Here is a 21,068-nt window from a genome sequence, read left to right on the forward strand (position 1 = left end):
TCAATCGGCCTCACCGCATCCGGGTGGAGGCCACGGGTGCACGCTGGGGCTGCTGCCCAGGTGCCATCAGGCGTTCAAAGCGACAGGCTGACGCCAGGGCCAGGCTCCCCGGTCGCTGCAACCTGTGATGAACACGTGGTGAATGAACATGGGCCAAAGTGTAGCAAAGCTTTTTTAGCGGGCTGATTTGACAGCCCTCACAGCGAGATCGCACAACCGCTCGAAAACCCTGTTGCGGCCCGACAGGAGCGCTGCAACAATTTGAAACGAACGACCGTTCTTTTTTAAGGAGCTGCGCATGAAATTCCTGACGCGATGCGCTGTGATGGCGGGAGCTTGCCTGTTGGCAGCCAGTGCCATTGCCCAGCCCATTACCGTGGCCGACGTGAAGTACGAAGAAACCGCCAGCCTGAGCGGCAGCACCCTGCAGCTCAACGGCGCAGGGGTGCGCTACAAGGCAGTGTTCAAGGTGTACACGGCGGGGCTGTATCTTGAAAAGAAAGCTGGCACACCCGCCGACGTCATGGCCCAGAAGGGCCCCAAGCGCATGAGCATCACCATGCTGCGCGACATCGACTCCACCGAGCTGGGCAAGCTGTTCTCGCGCGGCATGGAGGACAACATGGACCGCGCGGCATTCTCCAAGCTCATTCCTGGCGTGCTCCGCATGAGCCAGATCTTCTCGGACCACAAGAAGCTGGTGGCGGGAGACCAGTTCCAGATCGACTGGATTCCGGGTACCGGCACCATCATCACCGTCAAGGGCAAGCCGCAGGGAGAGCCCTTCAAGGAACCCGAGTTCTTCAACGCGTTGCTGGGTATCTGGCTGGGCAATGCGCCAGCTGACTGGAAGCTCAAGGACGCGTTGCTGGGCAAGACCGCCCAGTCATCGTCCTAGTTGTCCTAGGGCAAACACCCACGCCCTCCCGGCAAAGGCTGTCGCGCGCCCGACAGACGCACCCCCTACCCGGGAGTAGCCTGTGCCTCAGTCCCCGCTCCAGCCATTGCCCAACCTTTCCAGCCCTTTTTTGACAACGCGACAACCGGTCTCCCGCTGCGTGCACCCGCAGCGCCCGAGGCCACGGCCTGAACCGAGCTTTGTGCGCTATCCGCGCCCCGCAACGAGCCGTCTGTAACGCCCCTTCTGCCCCCAGCCCCCTTACGCGCCAGACACCACCATGAAACTCAGCAACCTTTCCGTCGGCCTGCGCCTGGGCGCATCCTTCGGCGCCATTCTTCTCATCACGGCTCTCATTGCGGCCACAGGGATGTGGCGCATTGCCAGCCTGCAAAGTGCCAGCGAGCGCGTCGCCACGCAGGAGATCGAGCAGCAAACCCTTGTGGAGGACTGGGCGTCGGACATCCGTCTGAACTGGGTACGCACCGAGGCCTTCCTCAAGGCCATCGACCGCGACTACATGGACAAGCTCACCGCCGATACCCAGGCGACAGCGAAGGGCATGGAAGCCAASGTCAAGCGCATTGAGGCACTGGTGCAAGGCGACCAGGCCAAGGGGCTTCTGGCCGCAATTGCGACGGCCCGGCAGGCCTACAACGACAAGCTCAACGAAATCCGGGAACTGCACCGCGGTGGCGAACCCAACGTGCCCGCCCTCGTGGACAAAGACCTGCGCCCGCTGGCCGACAAATACCTTCAATCCCTCGACGACCTGCGCAAAACCATGGCCGCCCAGCTGGCCGAAAGCCAGGCCGACACCTCCACCCTGGCCAAAGCCAGCCAGGTGCTGTTGGGCGTAGGCACGCTGGTGGCCGTCGCGCTCGGCGCATTGATGGGCCTGACCGTCACGCGCTCCATCGTGCGCCCGTTACAGCAAGGCCAACAAGCCGCCGAAAGCATTGCAGATGGCGATCTGACCCACCCCATCACCACCAGTGGCAATGACGAAACCGGCCAGTTGCTCCAAGCACTGTCCACCATGCAATCGCGCCTGGCCACCATCGTGGGCAACGTGCGCAACAGCGCCGAGGGCGTGGCCACGGCCAGTGCCGAGATTGCATCCGGCAACAACGACCTGAGCGCCCGCACCGAGCAGCAGGCCAGCGCACTGGAGGAAACCGCCGCCTCCATGGAAGAGCTGGGCTCCACCGTGCGCCAGAACGCCGACAACGCCCGCACCGCCAACCAGCTGGCCATGAGTGCCAGCACCGTGGCCGTGCAGGGCGGAGACGTTGTGGCCGAGGTGGTGGACACCATGAAGGGCATCAACGACAGCAGCCGCAAGATCGCCGACATCATCAGCGTCATCGACGGCATCGCCTTCCAGACCAACATCCTGGCACTGAACGCCGCGGTGGAAGCCGCCCGCGCGGGCGAACAGGGTCGGGGCTTTGCTGTGGTGGCGGGCGAGGTGCGCAGCCTGGCGCAACGCAGCGCCGAGGCCGCCAAGGAGATCAAGGGTCTGATTGGGACCAGTGTGGAACGCGTGGAGCGCGGCACGGCCCTGGTGGACAAGGCAGGCGCCACGATGACCGAAGTGGTCAGCGCGATTCGGCGTGTGACCGACATCATGGGCGAGATCAGCGCTGCCAGCAGCGAACAAAGCCAGGGCGTCTCACAGGTCGGCGAGGCCATCACGCAGATGGACCAGGCCACCCAGCAAAACGCCGCCCTGGTGGAACAAAGTGCGGCCGCCGCCGACAGCCTCAAGACCCAGGCCGGCCAGCTGGTGGACGCCGTGGCGGTGTTCCGCCTCTCAGACAACGCCACGCGCCCCAACAACACCGTGCCCCCCCCCGTGCGCAGCAATCCCCCCGCGTCATCACGTCTGGATTACCGCAGCGTGGCGCCGCGCCAGCTGACCGCCTGAACAGGCAAGCTCTGCCAGCTCAGGCGAGCTGCGCCAGCGTATCCACAAAACCATCGGCATCCACGGCCCGCACGGGCTGGCCGTGGTTGTAGCCATAGGTGACCAGCACCACCGGGCAGCCCGCAGCCCGCGCGGCCTGCGCATCGTTGCTGGAGTCGCCCACCATGAGAGTGCGCGCAGGGTCGGTACCCAAGGCTTCGCAGGTCTTGAGCAACGGCAACGGATCGGGCTTCTTGCGCTCGAACGAGTCGCCACCGAAGACCTTCTCGAAATAGCCGTCAAACCCCTTGGACTGCAGCAAGGGCAGCGCAAAGTCCCGGGGCTTGTTGGTCAGACAGGCGAGACGCAGACCCCGGGCGCGCAAAGCCTGGAGCCCCGCCTCCACACCGTCATACACCCCGGCATACTGGCCATTGATGGCGAGATAGTGGCGTTGGTAGCTGGCCCAGGCCGATGGATACAACGCTTCAATTTCAGTAGCAATAGAGGCATGATTTATCTGCGCTAGCACGTGGTTGAGCACTGAACGCAGCAAATGCTCCGACCCCTTGCCCACCATGTGTTCGATGGTCTGCGCCGCAATCGACGGCAGCTCCAGTTCGCGCAGCATGCGGTTCAGTGCCTCGTTGAAATCACCCATGGTGTCCACCATGGTTCCGTCCAGGTCGATGATGGCGGCGTCCACGCCGGTGAGCAATGTGGACAGCGAGGGGGTAACGGCGAGAGACATTGGGCAAGCATTCGGAAAGAGAAGACGGGACCAAGTTTACGGAACCCGTCAAATCCTCCCCTGGTCTGCCTTGCTTCGTTCACCGCAGACTGAGCGTCTCGCGCTTCCACGCAGGGTCTTGCCAACGCTGGAACAGGGGCAGCGCTGCAACATCGCCCGTCACGCGCTCGGTGGTCAATCCCTCCAGCCGCACCACCTCAAAACTCTTGCGGTAGCGGCCCTGGCCCCGGGCTTCGCGCGCCACCAGCATCTGCTGGCCGCCGGGCACCCAGCCCGCCCACTCGGCCACGCCGGTTTCGGGCGTGGCGGCGGCGGGCGGCAGCACATCGGCCAGCCAGCCGCCTTCCGTTTTGCGAAGCACCCACAGCTCGCGCCAGCCTTCCATAGGCTGCACGGCCAGGGCCAAGGCTGTGCCTTCGCGGTTGATGCTGGCCGATGCAGTCCACACCACGCCGTAGGTGCAGCGGCGCAGCAGTGGCGCCTTGGCGCTGTGCTGCGCGTCCACCAGCAGCACACAGGTTTCGCCGGGGGCGCCAGGCTCAGTCAGCAGCGTGGGGCGGGCTCCGGCGGCGGTCGCGACAGGCGCCGCAGCGGGGACCAGCGCCCAGCGTACGGCGCTCACCCGCATGGCAGCGTCGTTGTAGGCGCTCTGGTCCTCGTCGGGCAGGTCAACCTTGCTCACGCCAGTGAATTCCGTCAGGGCGCGTGCGGCGGCCGCGGCCACCGCCGGGTCGGCCGCGTTCTTACGCGCCTGCTGGAAGGCTGCGGCGCCCCACACGCTGGCGCGCCGCATCTGCACACGGTTGCGCAGGTAGCCGGGCAGGCCCGCCACGTCCGCGCGCTCCAGCACCTCCGCCTGCCAGGCGGTGACCTTGGCACGCTCATGTGCGGGCAGGTCGGGGTTGATGCATTCGGGGCGGGTCAGCGCCAGGACGGCACGGGCGCGCTGCTCGGCATCGGCCACGGGCATGGCCAGCACGCGGCGAAAGGCCTCGCCCTCGTAGCAGACCTGCATGCGGCTTTCGACCTCGTAGGTGGCAAAGCGCACGCCGTAGCCATTGGCAACATCCAGGTGGGCCGACAACGTGGCACCCGAGGTCTTGCCCGGCACGGCCACCGAGGCACGGCGCGCCAGGCGGTCGGCAAAGGTGCCCAGGGCATCGAAAGCCTGGGCACCCTCCACACCCACCAGGGCCTTGGCGGGCGCGGCTTGCAGGTAGGCGGCGGTGAGGCCAATGCCCAGCGCTTCGGCACCCGGGGTGTCCTGCACAAAGCGCATCACGGCCAGCAGCGCGGGGCCTTCGGCCTCGGTCAGGGCCACGCGGCGCACATCGCTGGCGCGGATGAAGCCACCGCGCTCGCGCTTGTGGTCCCACACCTGCAGATAGTCGAGGCGCTCGCCGCGCACTTCGAGCACTTCGCCCTGCCACAGGCTGGTCTGCTGCTGGGCACCATCGCGCGGTGCAGCGCGCAGACCAGCCTGGTCTTGCACCACGATGGCGCTGCCCTGGGCGCTGGGCGATGGCTGGGGGGCGGCCTCGGCCGCCACGGTCACTGCAGCGCAGGCCACTGCTGCGAGCAAAGTTGCGAAGGCGGCGTTCATGTTCACTGCTCCACGGCTTGGGTGGTGGTGGCGTCATCGGCCACGGCAGCAGCCTGTGCGGCCCCGGCCTGGGCGTTGCGGTTACCGCCCAGCAGTGCGGCACCGATGAAATCGCCATTGGTGGGTGGGGGCGCGATGATGACCTGGATCTTGTCCGAGAGCTTGTCGGCCAGCGTCTTCTGAATGAGCAGCGGGTGTTTGGTCACCAGTGCGCCTTCGCGGGCCATTTGCTCGGCGTTGACCTTGCCCACGCGGTCCATGCGGTAGGCCTCGGCCTCGGCCAGCTTCTGGCGGGCGTCGGCCTCGCCGTTGGCTTCGATGCGGCGGGCCTGGGCGCTGCCTTCAGCAGCTTTGACGCGGGCCACACGTTCAGCTTCAGCTTCGAGCTGGCGCTGTTCGATCTGGCGCTGCTTGAAGGGCAGCACGTGCTTCATGGCCTCTTCCTGGGCCTTGGCAGCGATAACCTGCTCACGCGCGGCGGCTTCGGCGGCCACTTCGCGACGCACCTTGTCGGCGTTGGCGTCCAGCTCGGTTTCCTTCACACGCTTGTCTTTCAGCTCCAGCGTGTAGCGCATTTTTTCGGACGCCAGCTCTTCGGCCAGCAGGCTGTCCATGCCGCGGCGGTACTCCGCGGGCAGGTCCACCTTGCCAATCTGCAGGCTGCGCAGCGTCACGCCATCGGCCGCCAGGCGGGCGCGCAGTTCGGTTTCGATGATCTGTGCAATTTCGGCGCGCTTGGACGAGAAGATTTCGCGCACCGTGTAGCGGGCAAACACCTTGTAGACCAGGCCCTGCACGGCAGGCTCCACGATGTCGACACCCACGTTGTCGGGCAGGTTGCCGGCCTTGACGGCGGGCGAGTTGGGGTCCAGGGCATAGCGCACGCTAAGGTCCAGCCCCAGCGACAGGCCTTCCACTGACTGCAGCGGCGCGCTGCCCGTGGCCTGGCGCATGGCTTCGGGGCGGTAACTCTGGTCACGCAGCGAGAACACGCGCACCGTGTGCAGGCCGGGCACCACCCACACGCTGCCATCGCGCCAGAGGCTCACGGCACCGGTGAACTGATTCAGGCGCACACCGAGGTCGCCTTGCGCCAGGTGTTGCACCGGCGGATTGCGGTACACCATCAGGCCTGCGGCGGCCACCATAGCGCCAGCAGTCAACCAGCGCACGGTGCGGGCGGTGGGCAGCAGGTAGGCCCAGTTCAGGCGAGGGGCATCGGCACCGCGTGCATCGGCTGCCACAGGGCTTTGCGATTCAGCGTCCAGCACGGGCTCCGTGCCGGCTTCGGACAACGGGGTAGAGCGACGGCCCTTCAGGGTCTGCACGATGCGGTTCCAGGTGGCTTTCATGGTGTTTCTCTCTCGGGTTGGTTCGGTGTTGTTGTCGGTGTCTGAGCCGCCGCAATGGCTGGCTCATTGAGGACCGATTGTTCGGATCCACCCCGGAAGCAACAACGCAGTGCAGCCCCCAATGCGCTCACACCGCCCGCACGAACCTTCCGCCCCCGGAAGAAAAACTCACACCGCCCGGAGCGGGCCGCCGGGATAATCCGCCCACCCCTCCACTGCCCCGCCAGCCCATGACCCGCATTGCCGTGATCGAAGACGACCTGCCCACCAGCAACCAATTGGCCGGGTGGATACGCAGCGCCAAGAGCGGCATCGTCATCGACCAGTGGTTCACCCGCGACGAGGCCGAGGCCGCGCTGGCCCGCGAGCACTACGACGCGGTGGTGCTGGACATTGAGTTAGGCCGCGAGCGCCATGCGGGCGTGGCCCTCATCAACGCCATCAACAAGCTGCGCCAGGGCACGCCGGTGCTGGTGGTGTCGGCCATGCCTGCGGCCATTTACCGCAGCATCATGAAGGCGCTGGACGCGTGGGACTATCTGCAGAAAACCACGTTCGAAGAGGCCGATTTCATTGAGACCTTTCTCGACATCCTGCGTACCACACAGGCCCAGGCCCCAGCCAGCGCGCCCTCCGCCCCCGTGGGTGATGCACTGGTGCTGGACCCGCTGTGGCAGCGCACCCCCACCTGGCGCGGCGAGCGCATCAACCTGCCGCTGACGGCCCAGCGCATCCTGGCCACATTGCACCAGCGCAGCGGCGAGGTGGTGTCGTATGACGAACTGTTCGAGGTGGTGAAAAGCGGCCGCAACCGCGACAACGTGCGCAAGCACGTGAGCACCATCCGCGAGGCGTTGCGTGAAGTCGATCCTGGGTTTGAGGGAATAGAAAACGTGCCCATGCGCGGCTTCCGCTGGGTCGGTAAATGAAGCGCCTGCTGCGCCGCCCCGCGCTGGAAATGCCCCGGCTGGGCCTGCCCGCGTTCCGCCTGCGCATTCTGGTGCGCGGGGTGTTCGTGCTGCTGGCCCTGGCCACGGTGGTGCTGAGCGTGGTGGTGCTCAAGGACGAAAAAGAGCGCGCCTGGCAGGCTTACCAGCATGGCTTTGTGCGCAGCCAGGCCGAGGTCATGGCGCGGCTGCGCCACCCCTCGGGCCAGTTGGCGCTGCTCAATGCCAGCCACCTCGGCCAGGGCGTGACGCCGCTGGCGCCGCTGCTGCTGCCCTATGCGGCCATCGACTTTGACGATCCCCAAAAATCGCAACAGGCCGTGGAGATGGCTGGCTGCTCCGTGCAATACCCCGATGGCGCCTCCGTGTGCGCGGCGATTGGCAACAACCCCTATGCGGGCGGCTTCATCTACCTGGTGGGCAGCTTCTATGCCGGCGAGCTGATACCCCGCGAGCGCGGCGCCTTGGTGCCCGCCGAGGCACACCGCGCGCGCATCAGCCTCGACATGCGGGGTGCCACCTACCGCTGGATTGCGCCGTATGAGGCCATGCCCCCACAAGGCAGCGCGGCCGTGCGCGGGCGCCTGACGGGGTTTGTGGACAACGGCACGCCGCAGCTCGACGCCCGCGCGCGGCCGGTGCGCGACTTTCGCGGCTGGCTGTGGCAAAACGGCCAGTGCCGCGACCTGCCGCCCCCATCGGTGCAACAACCCACTGGCGGGGCCGCCATCACCTCCGACTGCCTGCGCCGCACCCACTACTCCATCCGCCTGCCCGTCGAGTTGTTCCGCGAAGCCCTGTTCCGCAGAGACGAGCGCCTGGTCTGGCCGCCGGAAGACCTGGGGCAGATGCGTGTGCGGGTGGAGATGCTGGCGCCGGGCGAGGACACCAAACCGCTGTTCGACAGCGACGCACCCGGCGCGCAACTGGCCGCATCACTGGGCGACCTCTCGCGCAGCCTGTTGCCGGGCGAGCGTGTGCAGATCCGCAAGCTGGGCAGTGACGAAGCCAGCGCCATCACCCTCAAGGGCGTCGAAGTGCAGGCCGATCCATCTGCCCCCTGGCTCCTGCGCCTGATCCGCTGGCTGCCGCTGGAGGCCGCAGGTGTGGGCCCGGCAGCAGCCACGCCCGCCGCCCCCACAGCCCTGGACATTCTGGACACGCCCACGGGCAATTACGTGGTGAACTTCACCGGCCACCTGCGCGGCGTGGAGCAAGGCCTGGCCGCTGTGGCTACGCGCCTGTCGTGGTACCTGGGAGCCATGCTGGGCGCCATTGCGCTGGCCTGGCTGGTGGTCGAGGTGGGCCTGATCCGCCGCGTGACGGCCCTGACCCGCCGCGCCGCCGCCGTGTCGTACAACGTGCAGCCTGGCCACACCGGCCCCCGGCTGGGCGATCTGGATGTGTCGGACCTGCGCGGCTCGGACGAGCTGGGCATTCTGGCCGGTGGCTTGGCCGACCTGCTGCAGCGCGTGAAGGACGACCTGCAGCGCGAGCAGCTGCGCGCCCAACAAGAGCGCGACATGTGGCACGCCGTAGGGCACGAGATCATGTCGCCCCTGCAGTCGCTGATGGCGCTGAACGGCCCACAAGACCCCGGCCACCGCTATGTGCAGCGCATGCAGCAGGCCATCCATGTGTTGTATGGCACGGCATCGCCCGCCGAAGCGCTGCAGGCCGCCGATGTGCCCGAGGGGCGGCTGGACCTGGATGCCTTCTTGCGCAACGTGGCCGACAACGCCCACTTTGCGAGCATTCTGGATGTGGTGTACGACCTGGGCCCAAGCCACCCTGGCCCGGTCATCGTGCGGGCCGATGAGTTTGCGCTCGAAGACGTGGTGACCCACATCTTGCACAATGCCGACCGCTATCGCCCCACAGGCAGCCCCATCAAGCTGACACTCACGGCGTCGGAATCCACCGCCAGCGCTACGCTGCACAACCAGGGATCCACCATTGCAGACGAACTGCTGGACCGGATTTTTGAGCTGGGCGTTTCCGACCCCGCCAGCCCCACCCCGCTGGGCGAGGGCGAGCACCGGGGCCAGGGGCTGTTTGTGGCCAAAACCTACATGGCCAAGATGGGCGGCACCATCAATGCGCGCAACACGTCTGATGGCGTGGCCTTCATCCTGACCTTTCAGCGACTGGGCTGACCCAGCCCAAGACGCGAAGCGCGCGCACGGGCAAGGGCGGCTCTGTCCGACAGGGGCACATGGCCCCGGCGCCTACCCTGCAGGCATAGGTTCAGACCTTCGTCTGCCATTGCCTCAGGAGCCCTCCATGAAACGCCTTCGCTTTGCCACCTCTGTATTCACTGCGGCCGTGCTGCTGGCCTGTGCGGGCGCATCCGCTCAAACGCCGCCGCAGGACGCGCGGGCACGCTACGAGCAGGAGCGGGAAAAGTGCATGACCAACAACACCCAGGACAGTCTGGCCACCTGCCTGCGCGAGGCCAACAACGCACTGGACGCTTCCCGCAAGGGCGATCTCAGCAACCCTGGAGCCGCCGCCACCGACAACGCCACCCAGCGTTGTGCAGCGTTCCAGACGGCTGCTGACCAGGCGGATTGCATGCGCCGCGTGCAAAGCAGCCCGGCGAGTGGCTCGGTCTCCGGCGGCGGCGTGCTGCGCGAATCGACCACGACCACCATCACCGTGCCTGCGCAACAGTAGCCTGACCTCCCATTAGGTGCGGTTTGTCACAAAGGCATCCGCACCCAATCTTCGCAGCGACCGAGGCGATCAGCCCAAAGCCACGCGCATCGCGTCGATCACGCCCCGGTAGTCCGGCTTGCCAAAGATGGCACTGCCTGCGACAAAGGTGTCAGCGCCCGCGTCAGCCACGCGGCGGATGTTGTCGGTCTTGATGCCGCCATCGACTTCCAAACGAATGTCCTTACCAGAAGCATCAATGCGCTTGCGCACAGCTTCGATCTTGCGCAGCGCGGAGTCGATAAAGCTCTGGCCGCCAAAGCCGGGGTTCACGCTCATGATGAGGATGAGGTCGATGTCGTCGATCACCCAGTCCAGCACGTCCAGAGGTTCGGCAGGATTGAACACCAGGCCAGGCTTGACGCCTTTGGACCGGATGGCCTGGATGCTGCGGTGCACATGGCCCGAGGCATCGGGGTGGAAGCTGATGTAGTCAGCACCCGCGTCGGCAAAGGCAGCGGCCAAGGCATCCACGGGCTGGATCATCAGGTGCACGTCAATCGGCACGGCCACGCCCGCAGGCGTTTTGGCGTGGGGCTTCAAGGCCTGGCAGACCATGGGGCCAAACGTCAGGTTGGGCACGTAATGGTTGTCCATCACGTCAAAGTGAATCCAGTCGGCGCCAGCGGCAATGACATTGCGCACTTCCTCGCCCAGGCGGGCAAAGTCGGCGGAAAGGATAGAGGGGGCGATTTGGAATGTGCGGCTCATCCCCCGATTGTCGCAAAGCGCAGAACCACTGGGGTTTTCGCACTTGGGAGTTGCCCACACACGGGGCGGCACGGTTACCATGCGGCCCATGCCAAAGTACCAGTTTGACGTGGAAGTGCTGCCCGAATACCTGCCCGAGCAGTCTGCGCCGGACACCGGGGTGTTCAGCTTCGCCTACACCATCACCATCACCAACGCAGGGGACGTGCCCGCCCAGCTGATCTCGCGACACTGGATCATCAGCGACGCGCGCGGCCACACCGAAGAGGTCAAGGGCCTGGGCGTGGTGGGACAGCAGCCACTGCTCAAGCCGGGTGAGTCGTTCCAGTACACCAGCGGCTGTCGCCTGCGCACCTCCAGCGGCACCATGCACGGCACCTTCCATTGCGTGGCCGAAGATGGCGAGCCTTTCAATACCCCGGTGCCCTTGTTCGTGCTGGAGGCGATCAGCCACGGCCCGTCGGGTGAGCCCCTGAGCGGCCGGGTGCTGCATTGAAGAACCATTCCCACAGCCCCCATGCCCACCCTTCCATGGGACCGCTATCCATCGGATGGGCGGCTTTTCCTATGGGGGCCGGCCACCCATGAAAAATTCCGCCGAGCCCAAAGACCTGGCCCACCTGCTGGCGGCGCTGGACCCTGCCGCCGACCTGGCCCATCGCCACCTCTGGCTCATCCACCTGCTGGACTGGGTGCGCGGCAAGCGTGATTCGGTGCCTGCCGCGGTGTGCCGGGTGCAGCTTTTCATCGATGCGGTCGCGGCACGGCCCGATATTCAGCAGCGGCTGCAGGCCTGGTGGGCGACGCTGGTGGACCAGGTAGACATCACCACCTTGCTGGCTGACTTTGGCTTTGCACCCCGCACCGCCCTGGTCAGCGAGATGGCCGAACGCTTGCGCACCAAGCTGCTGCCGGGCAGCCCAGAGACCATCGATGCGTCCGAACTGTTCATGCTGGCCTTGCCCAGTGCGTTCGACGCGCAATGGCTGGCCGCACTGGATGAAGCCACCCTGAACCGCCTGGTGATGTTGCTGGCCCAGGACAACGCCGATGAGCGCCCAGGCGGCGCGACACGCTGGCACCGCGCCTTGTTGGATGCCATCACCTACTGTGCAGGGCAAATCCTCTCGACCGGCTTTGCACCCGAACTGCGACTGCGCATGAGCGAATCTGCACGGGAGGCACAACCCTTCCACGCCCTCATCCGCGACGTGGAAAGCCTGCGGGTCGAGGTGCTGCACGCGCTGCGCACACCCGACCGGCTGGACGCATCCGCCCAGCGCCTGCGCGAACGCCTGGAGGCCTGCCGCGCGGCGGCTGCCACCGTCTATACGCATTTCGAGGACAACGGCATTTCGGTGGGGCTGGTGTTCCGGCTGCGGCAGCTGCGCGAGCGCATCTTGCGCGTGCGCGTGTTGCTCGACTGCCTGTTGTCCGCGCAGCCCGCAGTCACTGCGGCGCAACTCATGGCACAGCTGGTGATGGTGGGACAAGAGCGGCGCAGCCTGCGCGCGCTGCTGGCCTCCAACTCCTCGCTGCTGGCGGCCAAGGTGGCCGAGCGCAGCGCCGAAACGGGCGAGCACTACATCACCCGCACCAGTGCCGAATACCGCTCCATGCTGCGCAAGGCGGCAGGCGGCGGTGCGCTGATGGCCTTCACCACACTGATCAAGTTTGGCCTGTATGCGCTCGCGCTATCGGCCTTCTGGGGCGGCTTCATGGCGGGCATCAACTATGCCGTGAGCTTTGTGTTAATCCAGTTGCTGCACTTCACGGTGGCCACCAAACAACCGGCCATGACGGCGCCGGCCATGGCAGCCAAGCTCAAGGAGCTGGGCTCGGGCGGCGCGATCGAGGCGTTTGTGGATGAGATCACGCACCTGGTGCGCTCCCAGGTGGCGGCCGTGCTGGGCAATGTGCTGGTGGTGTTTCCCGCCGTGCTGGCGCTGGCCACGCTGATTGCCCTGGCCACGGGCGGGCCCGCCATCAGCGTGAAGGAGGCAGAGCATGTGCTCGCATCCTTGCACCTGCTCGGGCCTTCGCTGTTTTTTGCGGCCTTTACCGGGGTGCTGCTGTTTGCCTCCAGCATCATCGCTGGCTGGACAGAGAACTGGTTTGTGCTGCACCGCATGGACTCGGCCTTGCACTACAACCCGCGCATCACCGGGCTATTGGGTGCCGAGCGCGCCGCGCGCTGGGCGCGCTTCCTGCGCGAGAACCTGTCGGGCTTTGCAGCCAACATCTCGCTGGGTTTCATGCTGGGCCTGGTGCCTGCTTTTGCTGCGTTTTTCGGCTTGGGGCTGGATGTACGGCACGTCACCCTCTCCACCGGGCAGGTGGCGGCCGCTGGCGCCACGCTGGGTCTGCAGGTGCTGCAGTTGCCCGCGTTCTGGTGGGCGGTAGCCTCGCTCCCGTTCCTGGGCGCACTGAATGTGTCGGTGAGCTTTTATCTGGCCTTTAGTCTGGCGCTGCGTGCACAGAACGTGAGCGGCGTGGACCGCTCGCGCATCTATGCCGCCATCCGCGCCCGCCTGCGCACCGCGCCGCTGAGCTTTTTTGTGCCCGAGCGGCGGGGACCGCTGGCGACAACGGCACAGTCCTGAGGCGAAACCGCCGCCTCTGTCCTACAAGGGCGGAGTGTTTCCGCCTGTAAATTCAAGGGCCCAACGCCCCAGCGCACCCCGTCCCATCTGCGGAGGGCCTGTGCGCCGGGGCCTCCACTCCAACGGGCAGCGCCCGTCTGACGCAGAGGTCCGATGAAATGAATGAAATCCTGAGCTTTTGGGCGCAGTGGCTGCGCCCCTCGGCCGGGCTGCCCACGGTGCAATGGTCACTGCTGCTGGCGGTAGCCGCGATGGCAGGCTATCTCACCCAACGCCACACCGGCCTGCCCAAGGTGGTGGGCTATTCGCTGGTGGGCACGGCAGCCGGCCTGGCAGGCTTCAGCGGCGCGGTCTGGCCGCTGCAGGGCATTGGCCTGTTCCTGCTGGAGCTGGGCGTGGCCATTGTGCTGTTCGAATGTGGCGGCCGTATCCCGCTGCRCTGGTTCCGTCACAACCCCATGGTGCTGGTGCAGAGCATCGCCGAATCGGTGCTGACCTATTTCGCGGTGTACTGGGTGCTGGTGTGGCTGCAGCTGCCGCCCCAGGCGGCTGGCCCGCTGGCCCTGGTGGCGCTGGCGGCATCTCCTGCAGTGCTGACCCGTGTGGTGGCCGACACCCGTGCCGCCGGCCCGGTGACCGAACGCGCCATTGTGCTCACCACCCTTTCCACGTTGTATGCCCTGACGCTGGGCAGCGCCAAGGCAGAACTCATCAACCGCCAGAGCCTCACCGTGCTGGAGGCCGTGTCGCCCGTGGTGGTGGTGCTGGGCGTATCGATCGTGGTGGCCGCCGTGCTGGCCCTGGTGCTGCGCATGGCGCTGCGCTTTATGAGCCCCACCAGCGAAAACACCTCCATGCTGTTCCTGGCCCTGGTGGCTGCAGGCACGGCAGTGGCCGCTCACATGGGTGGCTCGGCACCACTGGCCGCGCTGCTGGGGGGCATGCTGCTCAAGCAGCTCAACCCGCGCCCCTGGGCCTGGCCRCGGCAGCTSGGCAMTGCATCGTCCCTGCTCACCATGCTGATGTTCGTGCTGGTKTCSAYCGTGGCGGCGCAGGCCGACTGGAGTGCGCCCGTGGCCGGCGTGGTGCTGGCCCTGATTGCCGTGCGCCTGCTGGCCAAGGCCACCGGCGTGGCGCTGGGCAATGTGGGCAGCGGCGCCAGCTGGAAGCAGGCGCTGTGGGTGGGCTGCGCGATGACCCCCATGTCCTCCATCGCCCTGCTGATCGCCTCGCAGTTTGTGCTCGCGTCGCCTTCCACCGGCCATGTGATCGCGGGTGTGGCGCTGCCCGCCATCTTGCTGATGGAGGTATTTGGTGCCGTCATTGCCACCGTGGCCATCTACCGTGCGGGCGAAAGCTCCAAACCCTGGGCACCCCTGACCCGCAGCAACAACAACGGAGAGTCCCCCCGTGAGTCTTGAAGCCTTCACCCATTCCGAGCCGCTGACGCTGGGCGTCGAGCTGGAGCTGCAGCTGGTCAACACCAATGACTACGACCTGGCGCCCTACGCCGAGGACATGCTGCGCCTCATGAAGAAAACCCCGCTGCCCGGTAGCGTGGTGCCCGAGATGACGAACAGCATGATCGAAATCTCCACCGGCATCTGCCACTCGGCCAGCGAGGTGCTGGGCCAGCTCACGCCCATCCGCGATGCGCTGGTCAGAAGCGCCGACAAGCTCAACATTGCCGTGGTGGGTGGCGGCACGCACCCGTTCCAGCAGTGGCACGAGCGCCGCATCTACGACAAGCCGCGCTTTCGCGAGCTGTCCGAGCTGTACGGCTACCTGTCCAAGCAGTTCACCATCTTCGGACAGCACGTGCACATTGGCTGCCCGGATGCCGATGCCGCGCTGCTGATGCTGCACCGCATGTCGCGCTACATCCCGCACTTCATTGCGCTGTCGGCGTCCAGCCCCTATGTGCAAGGGCAGGACACGGCATTTGACTCGGCCCGGCTCAACTCGGTGTTTGCGTTCCCCTTGTCGGGCCGCGCCCCGATGGCGCTGACCTGGGACGACTTCACGACCTACTTCAACAAGATGACCCGCACGGGCGTGGTCAAGAGCATGAAGGACTTCTACTGGGACATCCGCCCCAAGCCCGAGTTCGGCACCATCGAGATCCGCGTGTTCGACACGCCGCTCACCATCGAGCGCGCTGCGGCCCTCGCAGGCTACGTGCAGTCGCTGGGCGCGTGGTTCCTGGCCGACCAGCCCTTCATGCCTGAAGAGGACGACTACCTCGTSTACACCTACAACCGCTTCCAGGCCTGCAGGTTTGGCATGGACGCGGTGTATGTGGACCCGGCCACGGGCGACCACATGCCGCTGCGCGAGCACATCCTGCGCACCATGGACAAGATCGCAGGCCACGCGGCCGTACAGGGCGCATCAAGCGCCATGCACATGCTGCGCACCGAGGTCGAGGCGGGGCAGAACGATGCCCGCTGGCTGCGCCAACGCCAGAGCGAAGAGCAGCTGCTGGCCGAGGTAAGCCGCCAGGCAGCGCAGCGCTTTCGCGGCGCGGCAGCCTGACCCGCACGCCAGGTGCCGGCCACCTCACGCGACTCTGACCTCAAGCAGCGAGCGCCAATCTGCGCGCCTGCTGCGTACGCCCGCCATAGCCCCAGTCGCTGGCGGGCAGCTCCCGCACCACCACGTAGCTCGCAGCGGCCAGGGCGCCATCCCCCGCCAGCTGGCGCTTCAGCTCGGCAAACGCGGCAGCGATGAAGGCGGCCTTCTCCTCCTCGGAGTTCGTGCCCTCGGTGATGCTGATCTCCAGCAAGGCCGTGGGCTGCGCCACCGGTGCACCACCGATATGCCAGCGGGCAGGGGGCACGTCGTCGATGACCACAGCAGTCACCTCGCGGCGTTTGCCCAACCGCTGGACTGTGAGGTCGGTGAGGGCGCTGGCCAGCGCCTGGTAACGCTCAGGGTTTTGCAGCGGGGTCAGTTTCAGAACAAGGGTTGGCATGGTGTTGAGGCCTCCTGGGTGGATGGGGTCGTGGGCGCGGACGGGGTCCGCAGGAAGAGGAAAACCCGGCGGGTCATGCGCACAAGCCCCCGCGCCACCCAGGCATGGGCTTCGCGAATCGCCTCCCGGCGCAACTGCATGGCATGGCGCTGGGCCGCATCGCGCAGGCGCTGGTACTCGTCGGGGTGTAGGTGGGGGTCCATGGCATTCCTTTCGGGGTGAGGCCACTGTAGGCAGCACCACGCAAGGCCGAAAGCGCATCCCGCGCAAGACCGTTTTGCACCCAGCGCACAGCCCCACCGTTACCATCGGCCGATGCGCGACATCCGCTTTGAATACATGCACCTGTTCGCCCGCGTGGCCGACCTGGGCTCGCTGTCGGCCGTGGCGCGCGAGCGCGATGCACCGGTGAGCCAGGTCTCGCGCACCCTGGCGCGCATTGAGAAAGCCTGTGGCGCACGGCTGCTGCACCGCACCACCCATGGCCTCACGCTCACGGCAGAAGGCCAGACCTTTCTGGACTACTGCCGCCGCATCAACGGCACCCTCGACGAGCTGGAAGGTGAGTTCGCCCAACAAAGCGGCCAGCCCAGCGGCTGGGTGCGCGTGGCATCCAGTTCGGTGGTGGCCGAGCACCTGCTGATCCCCAGCTTTGACAGCCTGCAGCACAAGCACCCGCAACTGCGCGTGGAACTGGTGGTGGACGACCGCATGGCCGATATGGCACGCGATGGGATCGACATTGCCATCCGCACCGGCCCGCCGCTGACCGACACCGTGGTGGCGCGCCCCCTGGGCACGCTGGCCCGCGCGCTGTACGCCACACCCGGCTACCTGCAGGCGCACGGCGTGCCACAGCACATCGACGATCTATGCCAGCACCGGCTCATCACCAACAGCGCGGTGGCGTTTCTGAACCACTGGCCTTTCCAGATCGATGGCGCACCCCGCGTGATGGTGACCGAGGGCCACTGGCGCTCGGGCAGCACGGCCATTACCGCTCGCCTGGCGCTGCAGGGCCTGGGCATTGCGCGCCTGGCCACAGTGGTGGCGGAGCCCCTCGTGCGCCAGGGCCTGCTGGCCCCGGTGCTGGCCGACTGCGTGGACCTGCAGCCCAGCACCATTCACGCCATCACCCTCACCCGCAGGCACCGGCTGCCCAAGATCCAGGCCTGCATCGACCACTGGGCAGCGTGGTTTTCTCAGACAGAAAGCAGCACCTGATGCCTTTGACCTTTTTGACCTTTTTTTCTTGGCCCACCAGGCAGCGCCATGGGTGAGTTCGACCTGATCGCCCGCTACTTCACCCGCCCCGTCCACAAGGCAGCCCTGGGCGTGGGCGACGACTGCGCGCTGCTGGCGCCCGCACCCGGCATGCAACTGGCCGTCTCCAGCGACATGCTGGTGGAGGGCCGCCACTTCTTTGCCGACGTGGACCCCGAAGCCCTGGGCCACAAGGCGCTGGCCGTGAATCTGTCAGACCTGGCGGCGTGTGGTGCCAAGCCGCTCGCGTTCACGCTGGCCCTGTCACTGCCCCGGGTCGATGAGGCCTGGCTGGCGGGCTTCTCGCGCGGGCTGCTGGCGCTGGCCGATGCCCACGGCTGCGAGCTGGTGGGCGGCGACACCACGCAGGGCCCGCTCAACATCTGCATCACCGTGTTTGGCGAGGTCCCCACCGGCCAGGCCCTGCTGCGCAGCCGCGCACAACCCGGCGACGACATCTATGTGAGTGGCACGCTGGGCGACGCCCGGCTGGCGCTGGAGGCGCTGCTCGGCCACATCGCCCTGCCCGCCGAGGTGCTCGCCCGCGCCCGCCAGCGGCTGGAGCGCCCCACCCCGCGCGTGGCCCTGGGCCTGGCCCTGCGCGGCGTGGCCACCAGCGCCATGGATGTGAGCGACGGGCTGCTGGGCGACCTGTCGCACATCCTCCAAGCCTCGGGGGCAGGRGCCTGTATCGACACCTCCAAAACTATACATTTGATAGCAGCAAAGGCATATTCGACTAGCGCAACCAGCCCATTGGACCCTGAACTGGTCCACCAATGCACCTTGGCGGGCGGTGACGACTACGAGCTGGCCTTCACCGCCCCGCGCGCGCGGCGTGACGCGGTGGCCGCCTCGGCGCAGGCAAGCGGCACGCCCGTCACCCGCATCGGCACCGTGCTGGCTGAGCCAGGCCTGAGGCTGGTGGACGCGCAGGGGCAGGCGGTGGAGAACCGTTACGCCTCGTTCGACCATTTCCGGTGACGGGTGGTGGCAGGCAAAAATCTTTTTTGCAACCCATGAATCCTTTTGCGCAACCAGCCGCTCTTGGTAGGGAAGGTGCCCTGTGCCGGCGCCTTCATTTCCCCACCAAGGAGTTTTTCACCATGCTGTACCGCAAGAACATCACCCGCCCCGAAAGCCTGCTGCGCGTTGCAGGGGGCGTCGCCCTCATCGCTGCAGGCCTGTGGTGGACGTCCGCATCGCCCCTGGGCCTGGCGCTGGCAGCCTCGGGCGTTGGCAGCATCCTGAGCGGTGCCTTTGGCTACTGCCCCGCCTGTGCCATGGTGGGCCGCAAGCCTGTCGAGTGACCGCCCATGGCCACCACCCACCCAGCCCCCACCGTGGCCCAGCTTCTGCCCGCCGCACGCAGCGGTGACGCAGCGGCCATGGAGCAGCTGCTGCGCCTCACCCGTCCCGACATCCGCCGCTATGCGCTGCGCCACTGCGCCGCCACCACGGCGACGGACGACGTGGTTCAGGAGGCGCTCATCATCGTGTACCGCCGCGTGGGCGCGCTGCGCGAGGTGGCGGCGTTCGGCGGGTGGGTGGTGCGCATCGTGCAGCGGCTGTGCATGCAGCCCATGCTGGCCTGGCTCAAGGGCGAGCCGCTGGCACAGGTGGAAGACAACCTCGCCTGGTCGCACCGCCCCGACCACGAACTGCGCCATGACCTGGCCCTGGCCATCGACTCGCTGCCGCCCCTGTACCGCGAGGCCCTGCTGATGCGCGACTTCGAGGAGCTGACCATCGAGGAGATGGCGCAGCGGCTGGGTGTGACGCGCGAGGCGGCCAAAAGCCGCCTGCACCGCGCGCGGGCCCTGGTGCGGGAGTACCTGGCACCCACGGACCGCACCGGCACCACGTAGCGCTGCGGCGCAGAGAACCCGCCTCAGCGCATCTGGAACAGCTCCTGGTGAAAGCGCGCAAGCGAGCGCCCCAGCTGCTCCATGCCCTGGCGCACCGCCTCGGCAAAACCCTGCGGTCCGCAGAACCACACACTCGCCGCCGGGCTGGTGCCCGCGAGCAACGCTGCGGGTGTCACGGGCCCAGCGTTGTCACTGTAGTGAATCTCCAGCGTCACGCTGGGCAAGCGGGCACACAGTGCAGCCATGCGCTCGGCAAACACCGCCTCACCCGCATGGCGCACACAGTAGTGCAGGTGCACCCGGGGCGCCAGCGCGGGCGTGGACTGCATCGACTCCAGCCAGGCCATGAACGGCGTGGCGCCAATGCCTGCGGCGACCCACACCTGCTCGGTGGCGCTGCCGCTGCGAAAGTCAAAGCAGCCGTACGGCCCCTCGATGCTCACCTGCTGCCCGGGACGGACATGCAGGGGCAACTGGCTCGTGTGGTCGCCCAGCGCCTTGATCGCAAACCGCAGCACGCCATCACCCTGGTCGGCGTTGAGCAGGGTGAAGGGGTGCGCCCCTTCGGCACGGCCAAAGGTGACAAATGCAAACTGACCGGCCGCATGCTTCCAGCCACTGGCGGGGCTGACCTGGCAGGTCACTTCCAGCACCCCAGCCCCTTGGGGCGACACGCTCACCACACGGGCTGCATGGCGGCGGCGGCGCCCGATGGCCCCGGCCAGCGAGCGCACGGCGCACAGCGCCCCCACCAGCGTGCACAGGCCCACCAGAACGCCTGCAGGCTGTTGCCACCAGGCGGGTGGCGTGAGCACCACGGCATGAAAGGCCAGCACCAGGTACACCACGGCCAGCAGCTTGTGCAGGTAGCGCCACACGTGGTACGGGAACCGCTGCCACAGCGTGATGACCAGCATGGCCGCGAGGAACCACACAGCCCACTCCCCCATCTCCTCGGCCAGGTGGCGGAAGGTGTTGAGCCACCAGTCCGCACGCGGCGCGCGCACCGGGCGCCCCACCCAGGCGGCCAGCAGGCTGCGCGACAGCTGCAGCCCGTAGTGCAGCAACGCCAGCACAATCGCGCCGATACCCGCCCACTTGTGCAGGCGGTAGCTCTTGTCCAGGCCACCGAGCGGCTTTTCCAGCCACGCGGGCCGCACGGCCAGCACCATGATCAGCGACATCAGCGCCCAGGCTGCCACCCCGGTGAGCAGGATCAGCTGGTTACGCCACCACCAGACATCGCCCCACGCGGGCGGTGCAGGCTGGGGCACGATCAAAGCCAACATCCACACGCCGATGGCCACCGCCAGAGTGCCCCCAAAAACCTTCTTCCACATCACCAGCCCCACTAATTGTTGCAATGCAGCAACTGTAGAAACCCGCGATGAACGCCACCTGAACAGTGTGTGAAGCAGCGGCAAAGCGCGCCAGCTTGTGGCCGGAGGTTGATCTGCATCAGCCCTTTGCGCAG

At 66.8% G+C, this 21,068-nt stretch carries 20 protein-coding genes; 13 read left to right on the forward strand and 7 right to left on the reverse strand.

What is annotated here, in order from left to right:
• The first annotated feature begins 298 nt into the window (after positions 1-298).
• Entirely contained in the window at positions 299-898 is a 600-nt protein-coding gene (locus AC04MI_RS00670) for a chalcone isomerase family protein (protein ID WP_015016056.1), read from the forward strand.
• 280 nt (positions 899-1,178) lie between these two features.
• Positions 1,179-2,828 carry a methyl-accepting chemotaxis protein gene (locus tag AC04MI_RS00675; RefSeq protein WP_476496910.1) on the forward strand — a complete coding sequence of 550 codons (1,650 nt, stop codon included), beginning with the start codon at positions 1,179-1,181 and terminating at the stop codon, positions 2,826-2,828.
• A 19-nt stretch (positions 2,829-2,847) separates the two neighbouring features.
• Here AC04MI_RS00675 and gph read toward each other — a convergent pair whose 3' ends face one another.
• The 3 genes from gph to AC04MI_RS00690 form a co-directional block, all read right to left on the reverse strand.
• Positions 2,848-3,558 carry a phosphoglycolate phosphatase gene (gph, locus tag AC04MI_RS00680; protein WP_436076886.1) on the reverse strand — a complete coding sequence of 237 codons (711 nt, stop codon included), beginning with the start codon at positions 3,556-3,558 and terminating at the stop codon, positions 2,848-2,850.
• A 79-nt stretch (positions 3,559-3,637) separates the two neighbouring features.
• A complete protein-coding gene (locus AC04MI_RS00685) occupies positions 3,638-5,161 on the reverse strand; it encodes a hypothetical protein (protein WP_436076885.1) in 1,524 nt (507 codons plus the stop codon).
• 2 nt (positions 5,162-5,163) lie between these two features.
• Complete coding sequence (locus AC04MI_RS00690) at positions 5,164-6,513, reverse strand: SPFH domain-containing protein (RefSeq protein WP_436076884.1); 1,350 nt, start codon at positions 6,511-6,513, stop codon at positions 5,164-5,166.
• Positions 6,514-6,743: 230 nt separating this feature from the next.
• Here AC04MI_RS00690 and AC04MI_RS00695 point away from each other — a divergent pair, with 230 nt between their 5' ends.
• From AC04MI_RS00695 to AC04MI_RS00705, 3 genes are all read left to right on the forward strand, one after another.
• Positions 6,744-7,442, forward strand: coding sequence for a response regulator transcription factor (locus AC04MI_RS00695; RefSeq protein ID WP_056747842.1), 699 nt, complete (start codon positions 6,744-6,746; stop codon positions 7,440-7,442).
• Complete coding sequence (locus tag AC04MI_RS00700; protein ID WP_395456709.1) at positions 7,439-9,616, forward strand: sensor histidine kinase; 2,178 nt, start codon at positions 7,439-7,441, stop codon at positions 9,614-9,616. Before AC04MI_RS00695 ends, AC04MI_RS00700 begins: the two co-directional genes overlap by 4 nt.
• A gap of 127 nt (positions 9,617-9,743) precedes the next feature.
• The gene (locus AC04MI_RS00705; protein WP_395456711.1) at positions 9,744-10,136 is read left to right on the forward strand and encodes a hypothetical protein; all 393 of its coding nucleotides are present in this window, start codon (positions 9,744-9,746) and stop codon (positions 10,134-10,136) included.
• A 69-nt stretch (positions 10,137-10,205) separates the two neighbouring features.
• On the opposite strand, the gene rpe is transcribed toward AC04MI_RS00705, so the two are convergent.
• Positions 10,206-10,886, reverse strand: coding sequence for a ribulose-phosphate 3-epimerase (gene rpe / locus AC04MI_RS00710; protein WP_099731931.1), 681 nt, complete (start codon positions 10,884-10,886; stop codon positions 10,206-10,208).
• Between the two features lie 88 nt (positions 10,887-10,974).
• Between rpe and apaG the strand changes: the two genes are divergently transcribed.
• From apaG to AC04MI_RS00730, 4 genes are all read left to right on the forward strand, one after another.
• Positions 10,975-11,382 carry a Co2+/Mg2+ efflux protein ApaG gene (apaG, locus tag AC04MI_RS00715; protein WP_395456713.1) on the forward strand — a complete coding sequence of 136 codons (408 nt, stop codon included), beginning with the start codon at positions 10,975-10,977 and terminating at the stop codon, positions 11,380-11,382.
• An 88-nt stretch (positions 11,383-11,470) separates the two neighbouring features.
• The gene (locus AC04MI_RS00720) at positions 11,471-13,489 is read left to right on the forward strand and encodes a site-specific recombinase (RefSeq protein ID WP_436076883.1); all 2,019 of its coding nucleotides are present in this window, start codon (positions 11,471-11,473) and stop codon (positions 13,487-13,489) included.
• 158 nt (positions 13,490-13,647) lie between these two features.
• On the forward strand, positions 13,648-14,910 hold the full coding sequence (locus AC04MI_RS00725) for a cation:proton antiporter (RefSeq protein WP_476496911.1): 1,263 nt from the start codon (positions 13,648-13,650) through the stop codon (positions 14,908-14,910).
• Positions 14,900-16,024, forward strand: coding sequence for a YbdK family carboxylate-amine ligase (locus AC04MI_RS00730; RefSeq protein ID WP_436076882.1), 1,125 nt, complete (start codon positions 14,900-14,902; stop codon positions 16,022-16,024). Before AC04MI_RS00725 ends, AC04MI_RS00730 begins: the two co-directional genes overlap by 11 nt.
• A 40-nt stretch (positions 16,025-16,064) precedes the next feature.
• Here AC04MI_RS00730 and AC04MI_RS00735 read toward each other — a convergent pair whose 3' ends face one another.
• Together AC04MI_RS00735 and AC04MI_RS00740 are read right to left on the reverse strand one after the other, a co-directional pair.
• Positions 16,065-16,463 (reverse strand): tautomerase family protein, encoded by a 399-nt coding sequence (locus AC04MI_RS00735; protein WP_436076881.1) that lies wholly within the window; start codon positions 16,461-16,463, stop codon positions 16,065-16,067.
• Positions 16,445-16,666, reverse strand: coding sequence for a hypothetical protein (locus AC04MI_RS00740; RefSeq protein ID WP_436076880.1), 222 nt, complete (start codon positions 16,664-16,666; stop codon positions 16,445-16,447). The genes AC04MI_RS00735 and AC04MI_RS00740 overlap by 19 nt, the downstream gene beginning before the upstream one ends.
• A gap of 112 nt (positions 16,667-16,778) precedes the next feature.
• Here AC04MI_RS00740 and AC04MI_RS00745 point away from each other — a divergent pair, with 112 nt between their 5' ends.
• The 4 genes from AC04MI_RS00745 (at position 16,779) to AC04MI_RS00760 (ending at position 19,594) form a co-directional block, all read left to right on the forward strand.
• Positions 16,779-17,687, forward strand: a complete 909-nt coding sequence (locus tag AC04MI_RS00745) for a LysR family transcriptional regulator (RefSeq protein ID WP_436076879.1) — start codon at positions 16,779-16,781, stop codon at positions 17,685-17,687.
• A 48-nt stretch (positions 17,688-17,735) separates the two neighbouring features.
• Positions 17,736-18,710, forward strand: coding sequence for a thiamine-phosphate kinase (thiL, locus tag AC04MI_RS00750; RefSeq protein WP_436076878.1), 975 nt, complete (start codon positions 17,736-17,738; stop codon positions 18,708-18,710).
• Positions 18,711-18,832: 122 nt separating this feature from the next.
• Positions 18,833-19,036, forward strand: a complete 204-nt coding sequence (locus AC04MI_RS00755; protein WP_288851843.1) for a YgaP family membrane protein — start codon at positions 18,833-18,835, stop codon at positions 19,034-19,036.
• A 6-nt stretch (positions 19,037-19,042) separates the two neighbouring features.
• The gene (locus tag AC04MI_RS00760; protein ID WP_056065265.1) at positions 19,043-19,594 is read left to right on the forward strand and encodes an RNA polymerase sigma factor; all 552 of its coding nucleotides are present in this window, start codon (positions 19,043-19,045) and stop codon (positions 19,592-19,594) included.
• A gap of 23 nt (positions 19,595-19,617) precedes the next feature.
• On the opposite strand, the gene AC04MI_RS00765 is transcribed toward AC04MI_RS00760, so the two are convergent.
• A complete protein-coding gene (locus tag AC04MI_RS00765; RefSeq protein ID WP_436076877.1) occupies positions 19,618-20,958 on the reverse strand; it encodes a ferredoxin reductase family protein in 1,341 nt (446 codons plus the stop codon).
• Between the last annotated feature and the right edge of the window lie 110 nt (positions 20,959-21,068).

Source organism: Acidovorax sp. LjRoot204 (genome assembly GCF_056175785.1).

Excerpts from the sequence above, each read along its gene's own strand:
- AC04MI_RS00670 (WP_015016056.1), top strand. The coding sequence starts at position 299 with ATGAAATTCCTGACGCGATGCGCTGTGATGGCGGGAGCTTGCCTGTTG.
- AC04MI_RS00755 (WP_288851843.1), top strand. The coding sequence starts at position 18,833 with ATGCTGTACCGCAAGAACATCACCCGCCCCGAAAGCCTGCTGCGCGTT.
- AC04MI_RS00705 (WP_395456711.1), top strand. The coding sequence starts at position 9,744 with ATGAAACGCCTTCGCTTTGCCACCTCTGTATTCACTGCGGCCGTGCTG.
- AC04MI_RS00735 (WP_436076881.1), bottom strand. The coding sequence starts at position 16,463 with ATGCCAACCCTTGTTCTGAAACTGACCCCGCTGCAAAACCCTGAGCGT.
- AC04MI_RS00700 (WP_395456709.1), top strand. The coding sequence starts at position 7,439 with ATGAAGCGCCTGCTGCGCCGCCCCGCGCTGGAAATGCCCCGGCTGGGC.
- AC04MI_RS00745 (WP_436076879.1), top strand. The coding sequence starts at position 16,779 with ATGCGCGACATCCGCTTTGAATACATGCACCTGTTCGCCCGCGTGGCC.
- apaG (WP_395456713.1), top strand. The coding sequence starts at position 10,975 with ATGCCAAAGTACCAGTTTGACGTGGAAGTGCTGCCCGAATACCTGCCC.
- gph (WP_436076886.1), bottom strand. The coding sequence starts at position 3,558 with ATGTCTCTCGCCGTTACCCCCTCGCTGTCCACATTGCTCACCGGCGTG.
- AC04MI_RS00740 (WP_436076880.1), bottom strand. The coding sequence starts at position 16,666 with ATGGACCCCCACCTACACCCCGACGAGTACCAGCGCCTGCGCGATGCG.
- rpe (WP_099731931.1), bottom strand. The coding sequence starts at position 10,886 with ATGAGCCGCACATTCCAAATCGCCCCCTCTATCCTTTCCGCCGACTTT.
- AC04MI_RS00760 (WP_056065265.1), top strand. The coding sequence starts at position 19,043 with ATGGCCACCACCCACCCAGCCCCCACCGTGGCCCAGCTTCTGCCCGCC.
- AC04MI_RS00690 (WP_436076884.1), bottom strand. The coding sequence starts at position 6,513 with ATGAAAGCCACCTGGAACCGCATCGTGCAGACCCTGAAGGGCCGTCGC.
- AC04MI_RS00695 (WP_056747842.1), top strand. The coding sequence starts at position 6,744 with ATGACCCGCATTGCCGTGATCGAAGACGACCTGCCCACCAGCAACCAA.
- AC04MI_RS00685 (WP_436076885.1), bottom strand. The coding sequence starts at position 5,161 with ATGAACGCCGCCTTCGCAACTTTGCTCGCAGCAGTGGCCTGCGCTGCA.
- AC04MI_RS00720 (WP_436076883.1), top strand. The coding sequence starts at position 11,471 with ATGAAAAATTCCGCCGAGCCCAAAGACCTGGCCCACCTGCTGGCGGCG.